The 16,005-nt window shown below is 46.2% G+C and carries 12 protein-coding genes and 1 pseudogene; 11 read left to right on the top strand and 2 right to left on the bottom strand.

What is annotated here, in order from left to right; translation table 11 throughout:
• Positions 1 to 4: 4 nt before the first annotated feature.
• A complete protein-coding gene (gene epd, locus CUC53_RS00355; protein ID WP_100292321.1) occupies positions 5 to 1,015 on the bottom strand; it encodes an erythrose-4-phosphate dehydrogenase in 1,011 nt (336 codons plus the stop codon).
• A 483-nt stretch (positions 1,016 to 1,498) separates the two neighbouring features.
• Positions 1,499 to 3,937: a penicillin-binding protein 1A gene (locus CUC53_RS00350; RefSeq protein ID WP_100292336.1), complete on the bottom strand. Its 2,439-nt coding sequence runs from the start codon at positions 3,935 to 3,937 to the stop codon at positions 1,499 to 1,501.
• A 294-nt stretch (positions 3,938 to 4,231) separates the two neighbouring features.
• Between CUC53_RS00350 and pilM the strand changes: the two genes are divergently transcribed.
• The 11 genes and pseudogenes from pilM to mutS all read left to right on the top strand — a co-directional run.
• On the top strand, positions 4,232 to 5,299 hold the full coding sequence (gene pilM, locus CUC53_RS00345) for a type IV pilus assembly protein PilM (protein ID WP_100292320.1): 1,068 nt from the start codon (positions 4,232 to 4,234) through the stop codon (positions 5,297 to 5,299).
• Positions 5,287 to 5,862 (top strand): PilN domain-containing protein, encoded by a 576-nt coding sequence (locus tag CUC53_RS00340; protein WP_100292319.1) that lies wholly within the window; start codon positions 5,287 to 5,289, stop codon positions 5,860 to 5,862. The genes pilM and CUC53_RS00340 overlap by 13 nt, the downstream gene beginning before the upstream one ends.
• The gene (gene tapO, locus CUC53_RS00335) at positions 5,859 to 6,458 is read left to right on the top strand and encodes a PilO family type IV pilus biogenesis protein TapO (protein ID WP_100292318.1); all 600 of its coding nucleotides are present in this window, start codon (positions 5,859 to 5,861) and stop codon (positions 6,456 to 6,458) included. Before CUC53_RS00340 ends, tapO begins: the two co-directional genes overlap by 4 nt.
• Entirely contained in the window at positions 6,455 to 6,988 is a 534-nt protein-coding gene (locus CUC53_RS00330) for a pilus assembly protein PilP (RefSeq protein WP_100292317.1), read from the top strand. Before tapO ends, CUC53_RS00330 begins: the two co-directional genes overlap by 4 nt.
• Positions 6,989 to 7,002: 14 nt before the next feature.
• Positions 7,003 to 9,192: a type IV pilus secretin PilQ gene (locus CUC53_RS00325; RefSeq protein ID WP_100292316.1), complete on the top strand. Its 2,190-nt coding sequence runs from the start codon at positions 7,003 to 7,005 to the stop codon at positions 9,190 to 9,192.
• A gap of 191 nt (positions 9,193 to 9,383) precedes the next feature.
• Positions 9,384 to 9,902, top strand: coding sequence for a shikimate kinase AroK (gene aroK, locus CUC53_RS00320; protein ID WP_100292315.1), 519 nt, complete (start codon positions 9,384 to 9,386; stop codon positions 9,900 to 9,902).
• 16 nt (positions 9,903 to 9,918) lie between these two features.
• Entirely contained in the window at positions 9,919 to 10,998 is a 1,080-nt protein-coding gene (gene aroB, locus CUC53_RS00315) for a 3-dehydroquinate synthase (RefSeq protein ID WP_100292314.1), read from the top strand.
• Positions 10,995 to 12,581, top strand: coding sequence for an SPOR domain-containing protein (locus tag CUC53_RS00310; protein ID WP_100292313.1), 1,587 nt, complete (start codon positions 10,995 to 10,997; stop codon positions 12,579 to 12,581). Before aroB ends, CUC53_RS00310 begins: the two co-directional genes overlap by 4 nt.
• Positions 12,582 to 12,647: 66 nt before the next feature.
• The gene (locus tag CUC53_RS00305) at positions 12,648 to 13,475 is read left to right on the top strand and encodes a Dam family site-specific DNA-(adenine-N6)-methyltransferase (RefSeq protein WP_100292312.1); all 828 of its coding nucleotides are present in this window, start codon (positions 12,648 to 12,650) and stop codon (positions 13,473 to 13,475) included.
• Positions 13,476 to 13,579: 104 nt separating this feature from the next.
• Positions 13,580 to 13,765 (top strand): annotated as a pseudogene (locus CUC53_RS19085) (IS3 family transposase); the annotation flags it as partial.
• A gap of 112 nt (positions 13,766 to 13,877) precedes the next feature.
• On the top strand, positions 13,878 to 16,005 hold a 2,128-nt coding region (gene mutS / locus CUC53_RS00300), incomplete at its 3' end, for a DNA mismatch repair protein MutS (protein WP_100292311.1).

Here is a 16,005-nt window from a genome sequence, read left to right as displayed (position 1 = left end):
AGGCTCAGCCTGCAACCATCATGGCTCGGGTGGTATCCAGCATCCGGTTTGCGAAGCCCCATTCGTTATCGCACCACATCAACATCTTGACGAGGTTGGCATCGCTCACCCGAGTCTGGGTACCATCAATGATGCAGGAGTGTGCATCATGATTGAAGTCTACGGAGACCAGCGGTTCTTCCGTGTAATCCAGAATACCGTGTAATGTACCTCTGGATGCCCGTTGCAGGGCTTGATTTACGTCAGTAACTGTCACTTTTTTACGAACAGTAATACTGAGATCCATCGCTGTTACATTGATGGTCGGCACCCGTACCGCGATCGCCTCGAACTTGCCGGCGAAGTGGGGCAGGATTCGCTCCAATCCCTTTGCCAGCTTGGTATCCACCGGAATGATGGATTGGCTGGCAGCGCGGGTTCGGCGCAAGTCACTGTGGTAGGCATCGATGACTTGCTGATCATGCATGGCCGAATGAATTGTCGTAATAGTACCACAATTTATCTCGAATTCTCGATGCAATGTTTCAATCACCGGCACCACGCAGTTGGTGGTACAGGAGGCGTTGGAGACGATCCGCTCGCGCCCCGTCAGCACCTGATGATTGACCCCGTAGACAATGGTGGCATCCACGTCCGCTTCGGCCGGATGAGAGAACAATACCTTGCCCGCCCCCGCCGCTAGATGGAGCTCGGCATCGGCCCGCGAGCCAAATACCCCGGTGCAGTCGAGTACCACATCCACCCCCAGCGCCCGCCACGGCAAGTTCGACGGATCTCGCTCGGCGAACAGGGAGATGAGATCCTCCCCCACCAGCATGCTGTTGCCTGCCAGTTGCACCGGATGGTGGAAGCGACCGTGACTGGTATCGTAACGGGTCAGGTGCACCATGGCCTCGGGGGCCGCCAGCTCGTTGATGGCGACGATCTTGATGGTCTTGTCGCGCTGGCTTTCATAGAGGGCTCGCAACACGTTGCGACCGATCCGCCCGTAACCATTGATGGCTATTTTTATCATGTGATGCTGGTCTCCTGTCGCAAATTTAAAAGACAGCAATCTAACTATTCTTCAGGAATGATCACAACAGGTTTGCCACGATGTGTGCTTGGTAATGACCACGTGGTATAGATGCGATTTGACTTGAACGAATCTTGCCTTGGGGCAGTTACAGTAGGCGGTAGTATAATTGAAAAAACAGGGGGGAGTAGCGCCCTAAGTAATAAGAATAATTAGCTAAAAAATAAATTAAAAATAGTTGTTCATTTATGCCAAATGAATGATTTTTAATGAATTATGTTCTTACGGCGCTCCCTTATGTACCTAAGTTTTTTCGATAGTTTATTCATTTTATGGATGAGGTAAATATCCTCTGAATACTTATGGAAATCCGAAAAAATAAGCTATTTCGGACTCCCATCTTAACGGTATATCGCTATGCTTACGCATTTGATCAGAATGAGTACTTGCTTGTCAGGCTATAGGCTCAGTGACTATCGAAGGTCAAAATATATCGTCGGTCGACACGGGCCCTTGTAAGTCTTGATTATCACCGCTGTAAACATGATCGCCATCAGAGAGAGGCGCAGTATATCGGGTAGGTTCAGTTCCCTCCTTGAAGTATTCACTCGTGCCTGAACCTGTCGTCAGTAAACCTGTTTCACTGTTTATATTGGCCGTAATTATACCTGCTGGGACAGGCATTTTACGCTCAGGTATGTTTTTAAGTGCGACCTTCATGAAATCAATCCAGATTGGCTGAGCTGCACCGCCGCCAAACTCTGCATTGCCCAAACCACGCTGGTGATTGTCAAACCCTATCCAAGAAGTTGCGACTAAGTTAGGTGTGTAGCCAGAAAACCATGCATCACGTGATTCGTTGGTTGTGCCTGTTTTCCCTGAAATATCATGTCGTTTCAAATCACGTGCAGCTCGCCACCCGGTACCACGCCAGCCGTTCCCACCCCAAATCGCGGTACTGAGTGTGTCTGTGATTAAAAAGGTACTCTGCGTGCTGATGGTGTGGGGGGCCAATCCGCTTGACTCGCTGGCATTATCGGTAAGCTCGGCTGTCACATCGTATTCCGGCTGCTGACAGTCGATGCAGGCAACAGTTGGGGTTGCTTGATATAGCGTCTGTTCCTGACTATCTGTCACCCGATCGATGAAATAGGGCGTAACGAGGAAGCCACCGTTAGCTAGCACCGAGTAACCTCGCACCACTTCAAATGGTGTAAATTCGGCAGCACCGAGAGCAAGAGATTCGTTAGGTGATATCGCACTTTTTGGGAAACCGAAACGAGTAAGCCCATCAATATAGGTGTCTAGCCCTATTGCGCGCATTAACCTCACTGACATCACATTTTTGGATTTTGCGAGGCCAAGTCTAAGCGGAGTAGGACCATCGTAGACTGCGGGAGAGTTTTTAGGTTGCCACATAGGGCCTTTTGATGGGTCCCACTGATTGATGGGAGCATCGTTTATCAAAGACGCGAGGGTATAACCATGTTCTAGTGCCGTGGCATAAAGGAACGGCTTGATATTAGAGCCAATTTGTCGACGAGCCTGCTCGACCCTGTTGAATTTTGAAAGCTCAAAACTAAAGCCACCGACAAGTGCTTCAATTGCCCCATTTTGGGGATTCATAGCAACCAGTGCTGCATTAACATCAGGAATTTGTGCTAAAAATAGCTCTTCCCCTTGTTCACGAACCCAAATTTGAGCGCCCACCTTTAATACATCACGGGCTGACTTCGGTGCATAGCTTTGACGATCATCTGTAATGAAAGTTCGTGCCCATTTGATCCCATTCCAGCCTAATTCAGCTTGTTTACCATTTTTAAGTATCAAAGTGGCACTGCGTTCGCCGAGCTTCGTCACGACTGCTGCAGTCAGTGGCTGGTATGTATTCTGGTTAGCTAAATAAGAGGTGATTCTTTGATAATCCCAAGGTGACTCACCATTTTTCCATAGTAACGCCGTTGCTCCACGATAGCCGTGACGCATGTCGTAAGCAAAAATCCCGTCGAGTAAGGCATTTTGAGCGGCAGATTGACGTTCAGCGCTGACAGTGGTGTAGACGTGCAGGCCCATGGTGTATGCATCTTCACCAAATTGCTCGACCATTTTTTGTCGTACCATCTCACCCAGGTAGGGGGCATGTAATGTTACCTCTGCGCCATGGTAGCTTGCTTTAATCGGCATGTTAGAGGCTTCATTAAACTGTGCTTGTGAGATCTTGCCAGTTTCCAACATCCGCCCTAGCACTACATTACGACGGGCAAACGCTCTTTCAGGCGAGCGAATCGGATTCAGCATTGAAGGGGCCTTCGGTAGGCCCGCAATAATAGCTATTTCATCTAAGCCGAGGTCTTTAACTTCTTTACCAAAGTAAACTTGCGCTGCAGCACCAATACCAAACGAGCGATAACCAAGTGGTATCTTATTCAAGTAGAGTTCTAGGATTTCATCTTTGGTTAAATTTTGTTCAATCCGCCAAGCGAGAAATACTTCTTTTATTTTACGAACTAGGGTTTTTTCATTACTCAAGAAGAAGTTGCGCGCCACTTGCTGGGTAATGGTACTCGCACCTTGTCTTGCTTGCCCCGACGTTGCCCATACGGTAGCAGCACGGATAATACCAATAGGATCAATACCGGGATGTTCATAGAAACGAGCATCTTCTGTAGCTAGCACAGCATCGATCATCGGTTGCGGGATATCGGCTAGCGCTAATGGAATACGGCGAATTTCACCGAATTGGGCGAGTAGTTCGCCATCTTTGGTGTAAACACGCATAGGTGTAGCCAGCTTGATATCACGTAATGCGGTTACATCTGGCAACTGTGGTTTGATATAGAAATAGATACCGACAAGGCTCGCAACGCCTAGCACAGTGCCCAGTATCATGAGAATAAACAGGCGAACAAGCCATTTCAGCATGGAAAAACTACCAATCGTCTTAACATCAACCAACGGGCGCAGATTATAGCCCTTTTGTTCTTTGAAATTCGAGGTTTTACTGTGGTGAACATAACCTTCAAATCGAGGCGAGAGGTTAGCACTCTAGCGATCAATAACCAAGGCTTGTCGACTACGCTTAGAAAGTAAGCGACATCATTTTTTCATGAGGAACACATTTTATTGATATATATAGTATTTAAGGTGGGATGCAGGCCTAAATGAAAAAGCCGATTTACACTTAATCTCAAATCCCAATAACGCATGGATGTGTATATGTTTGGGTTATTTAAGCAGGATGCTTTGCTACCTTTGATGGGCGTTGATTTTGGCAGTCAAACAATTAAGGCTGTCACGCTTAGTGGCTGTGTTGATCAATTCTATATCGACTCAGTAGCCGAGATCGCTACTCCTAAAGGTGGCTTGGTTGATTATCAGCTACAGGATATAGAGCGCGTCAGTCAGTCGCTCAAATCTCTCAAACGTCTCTTGCCTAGCAATGGTAGGTTTGTGGCCACTGCGGTCACTGGTGCGAATGTCATCACTAAAGTGATTCAACTTGATGTCACTCTCAGTGAAAAAGAGCTTGAAGCCCAAATTCAGCTAGAAGCTGAGCAAATTATCCCTTTTCCATTGGATGAAGTGAGTCTTGATTTTGAAGTGCTGAGTTTTCGTCGCGATAGCGAGTTTCGGCAGCAAGAAATATTACTTAGTGCAGCTAGAACAGAGAGTGTGAATGGGCGAGTCACTGCTTTGAATGAAGCTGGAATGATGGTGAAAGTGATGGATGTTGGGGCTCATGCGTTAGGACGTGCTGTAATGACGTGTTTTCCTAAGTTATATGAGATTAATACTCCGGTAGGTGTTATGGATATTGGCGCTAGTACGATAACTTTCATCGTATTATTGCTGGGGCAAGTCATTTATTCACGCCTTCAAAATTTTGGTGGTGATACCTATAGTCAAGCTATTGCTTCATTTTATGGTATTAGTACTGAAGAGGCTGAACATGCAAAAGTTAAAGGTACTTTACCGGAAGGGTATGAAGTCAATGTATTAGTGCCTCATATAAGTGCTCTTATTCAACAGGCTCGTCGCAATGTCCAACTGTTTTGTAGTGCTTCAGGTTACCGTGAACTTGGCCAATTAGTTTTAACGGGAGGAGGGAGCCTACTACCTGGACTTGTGTCAAAAATTAAAGATGAAGTTAATTATGAGGTGGTACAGCCAGACCCCTTTATGTTATTTGCTAAGTCTCATTCTGATCAGCGAAGAGAGGATGGCGCTAAATACATGACTGCATTTGGTTTAGCCTTAAGGAGTTTCTCCCCATGTCTAATATAAATCTATTACCTTGGCGTGATACATTAGCGTGTAGGAGAAAAAAGCAATTTAGCCTATTGTTCAGCGTGTGTTTATGTTTGACCACTGTTTTTGTATTTTTCGCTGATTGGTTGGTAGAACGGGAAATAAGCTATCAACGACATCAAAACCAACGATTACAGAAGGAAATTACGATACTAGATAACCAACTGGGTGAAATACGCTTACTTAAAGAGCGACGTAAAGCATTGCTTGAGAGAATGCACCTTATTGAGAGGCTCCAATTGCGGAGGAATATTTCTGTTCGCCTTTTTAATCAGCTACCTGAATTGATACCAGATGGTGTCTATCTTAATACCCTTTCATTAGAAAATGAACAGATTGATATTAATGGAAAAACAGAAGCATATGGACGTGTTGCTACCATGATGCGCAGTATTGATAATTCTGATTGGTTAGGTAAGTCAAAAATTAGTACGATTTTTTTGGATAGTACCTCCCCCCTCTCTTTAAGCCAATTTTCTATGATGTTTAAGGTTATAGAAACGTCGTTATTTCCTGATATGGCAAAGGGGGATAAATGAATTTCCAACAGATTAGAGAGCTAGATATTAATGAGCTAGCAAATGGTTCATTATTGGTTAAGTTGGTATTTATTTTATTTTTTTGTTTTTTTTTGGCTGGGGCCGGATATTATTACTTGATCGCCAACTCGCTTACTGTCTTTACATCTGAAAAAAATAAAGAATCAGAGTTTAAATTAGAATTTGAAAGCAAATCAATGTTAGCTAACAGTCTAATAACTTATAGAGAGCAGAATATTAAGTTGGGCGAGATGGTTGACACTCAGTTAAAACAACTTCCAAATACGCATGAGGTAGCAGGGTTGATCGATGACATTAGCTTTATTGCAACTGACAATGGTCTCCAGTTAAAGCGTATTAACTGGGAGCCCGAAATAAAGCATGAGTTTTCAACTGAATTACCGATGCGCATAGAGGTGGTAGGAAATTACCACGAGCTAGGGAAGTTCACTGCAGACATGGCTGCACTACCAAGAATAGTTATTTTGGATTCTTTTTCACTTGTACAAAGCAAAGAAGATAGTGACTTAATTTCTATGTCGATGGTTGCGAAAACTTATAAATACAATGATAAGTCCGTGGAACAGGAAAAATGAGATATATTTACGTTTTATTAATCTCTTTTTTAGTCACTGCTTGTGGCGGTAAAAATGATATGGATTTATATATAGAACAAGTAAAAACTAGAGCCCCAGTACCTGTAGAACCTTTACCTGAGCTAAAACCGTTTTCGCCGATGCGTTATTTACAAAGAGATTTACGTAGCCCTTTTATATCTCCTCAGCCGGAGATAGCTCCTGATTCAGAAAAAAAAGTCAACAAGACCATAAGTTGCACTCAATTAGTTGAGACTAGAGAGAAAGAAATGTTGGAAAATTATTCGTTAGCTAGTTTGAGTATGCAGGGAACACTTGGCAAGCAAGGCCAGTTATGGGCTTTAATTAGAACACCTGATGGTCAATCTGTTCGTGTTGGTTTAAATCAACATATGGGGCTTGACCGAGGTCGCGTGATAAAAATTAGCAGTGCCTCAATTAATTTACTGGAAGTTATACCAGATGGAAAAGGTTGCTGGGTTACAAGAGAAACTCAGTTAGGTATGACTGAATCAAAAGAAAAAAGATAAGCAGGGATGAAAAAATGAAAATCACCCTAGGTAAAATTGTATTAATAGCGCTAAATTTCTTCATCATTTTATGCCATCCTGTCTGGGCTGTAGCAACCTTACAGGAGGTAAAAATTAACCCGACAGAAACAGAGTTGCAGCATATCGAGTTTAGTTTTAGTGAACCTATAACAGGGGTTACTGAAAATTTAATTTATAATCCGAATCGATTATCAATTTATATACCTGATGCTGTAGGAACACTAAAAAACAACCCAATGCAGATAAATCGACATGGTATTGATATAATTAAAATTGAAAGTGACCGATTAGGTGTAAATATCATAATTGGATTGGAAGAGTTGTTACCTTATCAAGTTAAGGTGCTAAAGAATAAATTGCTATTATATTTTGGGGGCACTTCTTTAAGGAAGGAAGTGCAAGACGGTTATTTATTAAATACAACAGCTGGTGAAAAAAAACCAACACAATCTAAATTTTTAACTGACTCGACAGAACCAAAACAAAATGTAATTAATCAAACTAAATCTGCGTTGAAGATGAAAGATGCCAGCTCATCTATCAACATGAATAAGCCTGAGGAGTCAACACGATATTTTAATTCAGTGATGGGGATAGACTTTCGACGTGGTAAAGAGGGGCAAGGAGAATTCATCATAACTCTAGATAATAAATCTGCAGTTGTTGATGTAAGTAGTCGAGGCCAATTAGTATTAGTAAAGTTCCACGGGACAAAAATACCTGAAGAATTACTTAATCTCGTTAATGTGCAAGATTTCGCAACACCTGTCTCACAAATTGAGGTGTCTCGTCAAGGAATAGATACCATGTTCGAGCTCAGGGTGAGTGGTCGTTTTGATTACCGTTATGATCAAACAGATAAGTTGTTTATTCTTGAAATAAAAAAACAAGTAAGCATTAGTGATGTACAAAAATACAAAGGCAAGCCAATTTCGTTGAACTTTCAGGATATTCCTGTGCGAACGGTGTTACAACTAATCGCTGATTTTAATAGTCTGAACTTGGTTACCACAGATTCAGTCGTCGGTAATATTACTTTACGTCTTGATGGTGTGCCTTGGGAACAGGCACTCGATATTATTTTAAAAGTCCGAGGGCTTGATAAAAGATTAGACAATAATATTTTACTAATTGCACCAGCGGAGGAGATTGCTATACGAGAGAAACAGCAACTAGAAAATCGTAATCAGGTTGCTGAGTTGGCACCGCTGAGTATTGAATATTTACAAATAAACTATGCTAAAGCTGCTGAGGTTGCAGCATTGCTATCGTCTGAAAGTACTAAGCTACTCTCTCCTCGTGGTGCGGTTAGTGTTGATGAGCGAACCAATGTGCTTGTGGTGAAGGATACAGCAGATGTGATTATTAGCATCAAACGGATGTTGGATATCCTTGATATTCCCGTCAAACAAGTCGTTATAGAAGCAAGAATGGTGACCATTGATGATGGCTTTGATGAGGCATTAGGAGTGCGTTGGGGAGTGACCAAAAACGATGGTCATGGAAATAGTACATCAGGTTCGATTGAAGGTAATGATGGCTCAGGTAATAACAATGGAGGTTCGGCGATTACTCGTCCAGGTGTAGAAGACCGATTAAATGTCAATTTGCCAGTCACTAATGCCGCCGGTACCTTGGCATTTCAGGTTGCTCGACTAGCCGATGGCACGTTACTTGACCTTGAGCTATCTGCACTTGAAAAAGAGAGCAAAGCAGAAATAATCGCTAGTCCTCGTGTTACTACGGCCAATCAAAAACCAGCATTGATAGAGCAAGGTACCGAGATCCCTTACGTCGAGTCTTCTTCCAGTGGTGCGACTTCGGTGACCTTTAAAAAGGCTGTCTTGAGCTTAAAAGTCACACCTCAAATTACACCCGATAATCGAGTCATTTTGGATCTGACTGTAACTCAGGATACCAAAGGAGAAACGGTTCCGACCGGTACTGGTGATGCTGTTTCGATTAACGCGCAGTCTATAACGACTCAAGTGTTAGTCAATAATGGCGAGACTTTGGTTCTTGGAGGGATCTATCAGCAGACCATCAAGAGTGATGTGAGTAAGGTCCCTTTGCTGGGCGACATTCCAGGGTTAGGGGTCCTATTTCGTAAGACAACAAGTGAGAACAAAAAGCGTGAATTATTGATTTTTGTGACGCCTAAGATCGTGAGTAACTCTTTTTGAATGCTTTACATAAGAGGGTAAAACACATATAACCTTACGCCCCAATGAGATAGGGGCGATGAGTACTGCGGTTGCCAGTCCTGATTTCTATTGAGATAATCGCTCCCCTGATCCATCGCAAGATAAGGTTCATAGGTACCCCGTCAAGTATTTATCGGGGCCATACAGTTTGTAATCACTAATGAAAAGACATGGCTGAGAAACGCAATATTTTCCTGATAGGTCCCATGGGTGCGGGCAAGAGCACCATAGGTAGACATCTGGCAGAACAACTGCATATGGAGTTTTTTGACTCAGATCACGAAATTGAGCGCCGTAGTGGTGCCGATATCAGCTGGGTATTCGATGTTGAAGGTGAAGAGGGATTCCGAGTCCGAGAGGAGAAAGTCATCGGGGAGCTTTCCGAGCAACAAGGGATCGTGCTGGCAACCGGTGGTGGCGCCATTAAGAGCCGTGAGACCCGTAATAAGTTATCTGCTCGAGGAATTGTGGTATACCTCGAAACCACTATTGAAAAACAATTGGCTCGAACTCAAAGGGATAAGCGTCGTCCGCTGCTACAGACCGAGGAACCAGCGCGCGAAGTTCTGGAACGCTTAGCTCAAGAGCGTAATGCGCTGTATGAAGAAGTAGCTGATTTTGTTGTGCATACGGATGAACAAAGCGCCAAAATAGTTGCCAATCAAATTGTAAAATTGATCGGTATGTAATGACTGGGGGACATCCGTGGAACGGTTAAAAGTCGAACTGGGTGAACGCAGCTATACCATTGAAATAGCCGCTGGGTTGTTAAAAAAGCCAGAGGTTTTATTAAATACAATTAAGGGAAAGAGAGTGATGATCGTGACAAACACGATTGTCGCTCCACTTTATCTTGAGATGTTTACCGCTTTGCTATCTGGTTTTCAGGTTGAGCATTGCATCTTGCCTGATGGTGAAGCGCACAAAACGCTGGCAACGTTTGAACTAATTATGTCTGCTTTGCTTGAGACAAACCACGGTCGTGATACCACGCTGATAGCCCTTGGTGGTGGTGTGATAGGCGATGTGGTTGGCTTTGCTGCGGCCAGTTATCAACGTGGAGTCCCTTTTATTCAGGTCCCGACGACATTACTCTCTCAGGTTGACTCTTCTGTCGGCGGTAAAACAGCAGTAAATCATGCGCTAGGTAAAAACATGATTGGTGCTTTTTATCAACCTAGACAAGTGATCATCGATACCGAATGCTTAAGCACTTTACCTGAACGAGAATTTGCAGCAGGTATGGCTGAAGTGATTAAATACGGCATTATTTGGGATGCAGAGTTTTTTGCTTGGTTAGAGCAAAACATATTACGTCTGCAGCAGCTCGATCCTGACGCACTATCCTATGCAATAAAACGCTGTTGTGAGATCAAGGCTGACATTGTTTCACAAGATGAAACGGAGCGTGGTGTTCGCGCTTTGCTCAACCTTGGCCATACATTTGGCCACGCAATTGAGGCTGAACAAGGTTATGGTAGCTGGCTTCATGGTGAGGCTGTGGCGGTAGGCATTATGCTTGCTGCATCCACTGCTGTCATGTGCGGCACCATGACAGACCAACAGATTCTACGTATTCGTCAGCTATTGTTAGCTGCAAATTTACCTATCAAAGCGCCTACAGAAATGGGGTTTTCTGCCTTCATAAGACATATGCGTCGTGATAAGAAGGTATTGGATGGTAAGCTTAGGCTTGTATTACCTGTTGGCATTGGTCATGCACACGTTGTGACTCATGTCTCTGATACGCAGTTATTGGCAGTAATTGAGTCAGGTAGGTCGTGACAAATAATAAGCTGCTTAAATTTCCTTCACAGCGACAGCTGGTTGACCGGCTGTTGCATCTCATCGAATTTAACAATCCTTTTATTTTTCTTTCTGGCAAAACAGGTTGTGGTCATACGACCATCAGCGAAGCTCTTCTAATTAAACTACCTGAAAAAGTGCGGGCTATTAGTTTGATTGGTTCATCTGGCATGAAAATGACAGATATCAGACATCTACTATTATCGCAAATAGTGACAAATCCACTTTTTAATATACAGGATGCGTTATCCGACAGCTTATTTCGTATGCTAGAAGGGACTAAGCCCACTCAATTATTGCTAGTGATTGAGCAAGCAGATCAGCTACCAATCGAGCTGCTGGATGAGTTATGGGGTGTTGCCTGCCATAATGATAAATTAACTACACCACATCGCCTAGCAATTATCGTATCCGGTAATGATACTTGGTGTCAAAAACAAATACCGTTATTACGAGGGCGTACGACTCCTCCTCTCGAATTAGAAATTTTGCCATTGAGTCCGCCAGAGCAGCGCATTTTTTTATATGAGAAAGCTAAGCAATTAAAGATCCCCACCGCTCTTTTACCTAAATTGAAAGTGGAAGAAATACTGATAACGGCAGGTGGACACCCATCCACTCTCATGCAGTTACTGGAGGAGATCATGACAGATAAGAGACCTAAGAAGCGTCAGAGTAAATTGCCCGTGGCGACAATCATCAGCATGTTACTGATCATTGTCGGTGGGTTGCTAGCTTTGGGGTATGTGTTACCAAGATTAAACGACGAGCAGAGCACGGATGTAGATCAAACATCTACCAATGATGCCAATTTTCTTCCCCCTTCGGTTGGGAATATTCCAGCAACAACAGATAGTGTGAATGATGTTGGCTCAAATAAAAACATTGAAAGGATGAGTGATAATACAGCTATCGCTAATCCCAACCGAGTGGTCAAAGATTGGCAAATTGATGCTACTGCACTGCCCAAATTAGTTGAGGGAAATACCATCACTACCGAATCTACTCACTACGAAGGTAGACGAGTGGTTATTGCTGATGAAGTAGTACAAAAACTGATGTCTGAGCCCAAAGTAAGTGCTGCTTTGCCGACCCATGTCGTTAATACCTTAGCTGGTAAGGGAGCGGTTGATGCGGCCAGTACTGTGCGCGAAGATGCGGCCAAAAATGCTCAAGAAATACCCAAAAGCACACAACCCAAGTCAGTGAATGTTAAAAAAGAAGGTCGCGAACAATTTTCTGGGCCTGTGCTTAAGGTCCCTTTAACTGCGCCATCCTTCTTAGCTCAAAAGCCACGTAGCCATTACAGTATTCAGCTGATGGGGGCAAGTAATACCCAAGCGGTCAACCAGTTTGTTTCTAAGCATGGGCTAGTCGATAAAGTATGGGTTTACCAGACACAGTTCCGTGGTAGCCCTTGGTATGTGGTTTTGCAAGGTGATTATTCCAGTGCAGCACAAGTGAAGAGTGCCATTCGGCAGTTATCACCTGGCTTGTTAAAAGGCCAACCTTGGCCCAAGTCCTTTGCGCAGGTGCAAAAAGAGTTAAAGGCACAGCCGTAGTCATCGAGCCGTATAAGCAGGTACAATCGCCCCCCTTTAGCTGAGCCTCTCATATACCGGATTGCCATGAAGAAAACGCGTGCCTTTTTAAAATGGGCTGGGGGGAAATATTCCCTAGTTGAGGAGATCTCCGAACGCTTACCAGCAGGGAGGGTCTTATTGGAGCCTTTTGTTGGCGCAGGCTCAGTGTTTCTCAATACTGACTATGAGGCTTATGTACTTAATGACATAAACCCTGACTTAATTGGTCTCTATAACCATCTTAAGTTAGCTCCTGATCATTTCATCAGCGAAGCGCATAAATTATTTGTTGCCGAATGTAATAGCAAAGCGACCTATTATCGATTAAGAACACAGTTTAATCACGCCGACTCAAGTTTTGAACGAGCGCTCTTGTTTCTCTATCTGAATCGTCATGGGTTCAACGGTTTGTGCCGCTACAATAAAAAAGGCGGTTTTAATGTCCCTTTTGGTTCTTATAAAAAACCCTATTTTCCAGAAAAAGAGCTGTGGATATTTGCGGAAAAAGCGCAAAAAGCGACCTTTATCTGTGAGAGTTATGCAGATGCCATTGCTCGTGCTGAGGACGATTGGGTTATATATTGCGATCCGCCTTATGCTCCGCTTTCAAATACTGCCAGTTTTACCTCTTATGCAGCGGGTGGTTTTACCTTAGATGATCAAGCCATTCTTGCTCGGCTTGCTCGGCATGCCGCAAATCACAAGAATGTGCCGGTATTAATAAGCAATCATGATATTGAGCTAACTCGTGAGTTATACCGTGAAGCTAATCTGGATAAGTTGTTTGTAAAACGTACTATCAGCAGTAATGGTGGGACCCGTAATAAGGTGGCCGAGTTATTAGCGTTATATCCAGCGAAAGCTGCAGTTTAGTAGTGGATAGCCGTACCGATTAATTAGCGGTTTCGTCAATGTTATGGGTAGTTTCCCGATTCGTGAGTAGAATTTTCCCATAGTTTAATTGTACGAAGGTCTATATGGAAACGTTACGCTTTAACGGTACCTACATCATCATTGCCATCCTCAAACTGGCCGAGTCGCTTTAGCTACTTTACCGTGAGCGTAGCATTAGCTCTGCGACCATTTACAAGTGGTGTGCCAAATTCGGTGGCATGAATACCTCTCTCATGGCTTGTTTCAAAGCGCTGGAAAAGGAAAAACAGGTGGTTGCCGACTGGTTGCTGTATCTTACCGCCAGCTAGCACACCCAGTATGAGAACGTGACAAAAACAAAAAACGTTATATTTGCAAGACGTGCTGATGAGTAATGCTTCAATGACCTTAACTGAAAATATCCACAATCACACACCAATGATGCAGCAGTACCTTGGCCTCAAGGCTGAGAACCCGGAGATCCTGCTGTTCTATCGGATGGGCGACTTCTACGAGCTGTTCTATGACGATGCCCGCAAGGCCTCCCTGCTGCTCGACATCTCCCTGACCAAACGTGGCCAGTCGGCGGGCATCCCCATCCCCATGGCGGGGGTGCCCTACCATGCTATCGAGGGCTATTTAGCCAAACTGGTGCAGCTCGGCGAATCTGCTGCCATCTGCGAGCAGGTGGGGGATCCTGCCACTAGCAAGGGGCCGGTGGAGCGTAAGGTCATTCGCATCATCACCCCAGGCACTGTCTCTGACGAGGCGCTGCTCTCGGAGCGACAAGACAACCTGATCGCAGCCGTTTATCACGATGGCCGCCGCTTCGGTTACGGCACCATGGACATCAGCTCCGGCCGCTTCTTCATCAACCAGTTCGACAAGGAAGAGACTTTACTGGCGGAGCTGCAACGCACCAATCCGGCCGAGCTGCTCTACCCCGAATCATTCGCATTTTTGCACCATATCGAAGGTCGCCGTGGCCTGCGTCGCCGCCCCGAGTGGGAGTTTGAGCTGGGCACCGCCCGCAAGCTGCTTTGCCAGCAGTTCGGTACCCAGGATCTGGTGGGCTTTGGCGTCGAGCAGAGCGAGACCGCCCTGTGCGCCGCCGGCTGCCTGATGCAGTACGTCAAAGACACCCAACGCACAGCACTACCCCACATTCGTAGCGTGCGCCTTGAGCAACCCGATCACGCCGTTATCATGGATGCCGCCACCCGCCGTAATCTGGAGTTGACCCAGAATCTGGCCGGTGGCCACGACAACACTCTTGCCGCCGTATTGGACGGTACGGCTACCCCGATGGGCAGCCGGTTACTCAAACGCTGGCTGCACCAGCCGATCCGCGATCGGGTGATCCTGAAAGGCCGCCAGAGCACCATCAAGGAGCTCATCGAGCAGAACCTCTATGACGAGCTGGGCAGCCTGCTGCGTCAGGTCGGCGATGTGGAGCGGGTGCTGGCGCGCCTCGCCCTGCGTTCGGCCCGCCCGCGCGACCTCACCCGCCTGCGTCAGGCCTTTGCCCAGTTGCCCGAGTTGCAGCGTCTGCTGGCGGACAACGAGCACGAAGCGGTGCAACAGCTGCGCGATCGCGCCAGCACCTTCCCCGCGCTGCTCGACCTGCTGGAGCGTGCGGTGATGGAGGTGCCGCCGGTGCTGATCCGCGATGGTGGCGTGATCCGTGACGGCTTCAATCAGGAGCTGGACGAGTTGCGGGATCTGGCCAACGGCGCCACCGCCAGCCTCGCCCGCATCGAAGAGCGGGAGAAGCTGCTGACCGGCATCAACACCCTCAAGGTGGGCTACAACAAGGTACACGGCTTCTATATCGAGGTGAGCCGCGCCAACAGCCATCTGGTGCCGGCCCACTACATCCGCCGTCAAACCCTCAAGAACAACGAACGCTACATCATTGATGAGCTGAAGAAGTACGAGGACAAGGTACTCACCGCCCAGTCCCAGGCGCTGGCGCTGGAGAAACGGCTCTACGAAGAGCTGCTCGATGCCCTGCTGCCCCACCTCGGCGATCTGCAGGATTCCGCCGCCGCACTGGCGGAGCTGGACGTGCTGGCCAACCTGGCCGAGCGGGCCGAGACCCTCGATTACCGCTGCCCGACCCTCATCGATGAGGATCAGATCCTGATCGAAGCGGGCCGCCATCCGGTGGTTGAGCAGGTGATGACAGATCCCTTTATCGCCAACCCGATCCGGCTGGAGCGGGAGCGGCGGATGCTGATCATCACGGGTCCCAACATGGGCGGTAAATCGACCTACATGCGCCAGACCGCGCTGATTGTGCTGCTGGCCCATATCGGCGCCTTCGTCCCCGCCGACAGCGCCCATATCGGCCCCATCGACCGTATCTTCACCCGCATCGGGGCGTCAGACGATCTCGCCTCCGGCCGCTCCACCTTTATGGTGGAGATGACCGAGACCGCCAACATCCTCAACAACGCTACCGCCCGCAGTCTGGTGCTGATGGACGAGATTGGCCGCGGCACCAGCACCTACGACGGCCTCTCGCTGG

Source organism: Aeromonas cavernicola, from assembly GCF_002795305.1.
GTDB classification, from domain to species: domain Bacteria; phylum Pseudomonadota; class Gammaproteobacteria; order Enterobacterales; family Aeromonadaceae; genus Aeromonas; species Aeromonas cavernicola.
This window is presented reverse-complemented; position numbering and strand designations above follow the sequence as displayed.

Excerpts from the sequence above, each read along its gene's own strand:
- epd (WP_100292321.1), bottom strand. The coding sequence starts at position 1,015 with ATGATAAAAATAGCCATCAATGGTTACGGGCGGATCGGTCGCAACGTG.
- aroK (WP_100292315.1), top strand. The coding sequence starts at position 9,384 with ATGGCTGAGAAACGCAATATTTTCCTGATAGGTCCCATGGGTGCGGGC.
- CUC53_RS00340 (WP_100292319.1), top strand. The coding sequence starts at position 5,287 with ATGTCTAATATAAATCTATTACCTTGGCGTGATACATTAGCGTGTAGG.
- CUC53_RS00330 (WP_100292317.1), top strand. The coding sequence starts at position 6,455 with ATGAGATATATTTACGTTTTATTAATCTCTTTTTTAGTCACTGCTTGT.
- CUC53_RS00325 (WP_100292316.1), top strand. The coding sequence starts at position 7,003 with ATGAAAATCACCCTAGGTAAAATTGTATTAATAGCGCTAAATTTCTTC.
- CUC53_RS00305 (WP_100292312.1), top strand. The coding sequence starts at position 12,648 with ATGAAGAAAACGCGTGCCTTTTTAAAATGGGCTGGGGGGAAATATTCC.
- CUC53_RS00350 (WP_100292336.1), bottom strand. The coding sequence starts at position 3,937 with ATGCTGAAATGGCTTGTTCGCCTGTTTATTCTCATGATACTGGGCACT.
- tapO (WP_100292318.1), top strand. The coding sequence starts at position 5,859 with ATGAATTTCCAACAGATTAGAGAGCTAGATATTAATGAGCTAGCAAAT.
- pilM (WP_100292320.1), top strand. The coding sequence starts at position 4,232 with ATGTTTGGGTTATTTAAGCAGGATGCTTTGCTACCTTTGATGGGCGTT.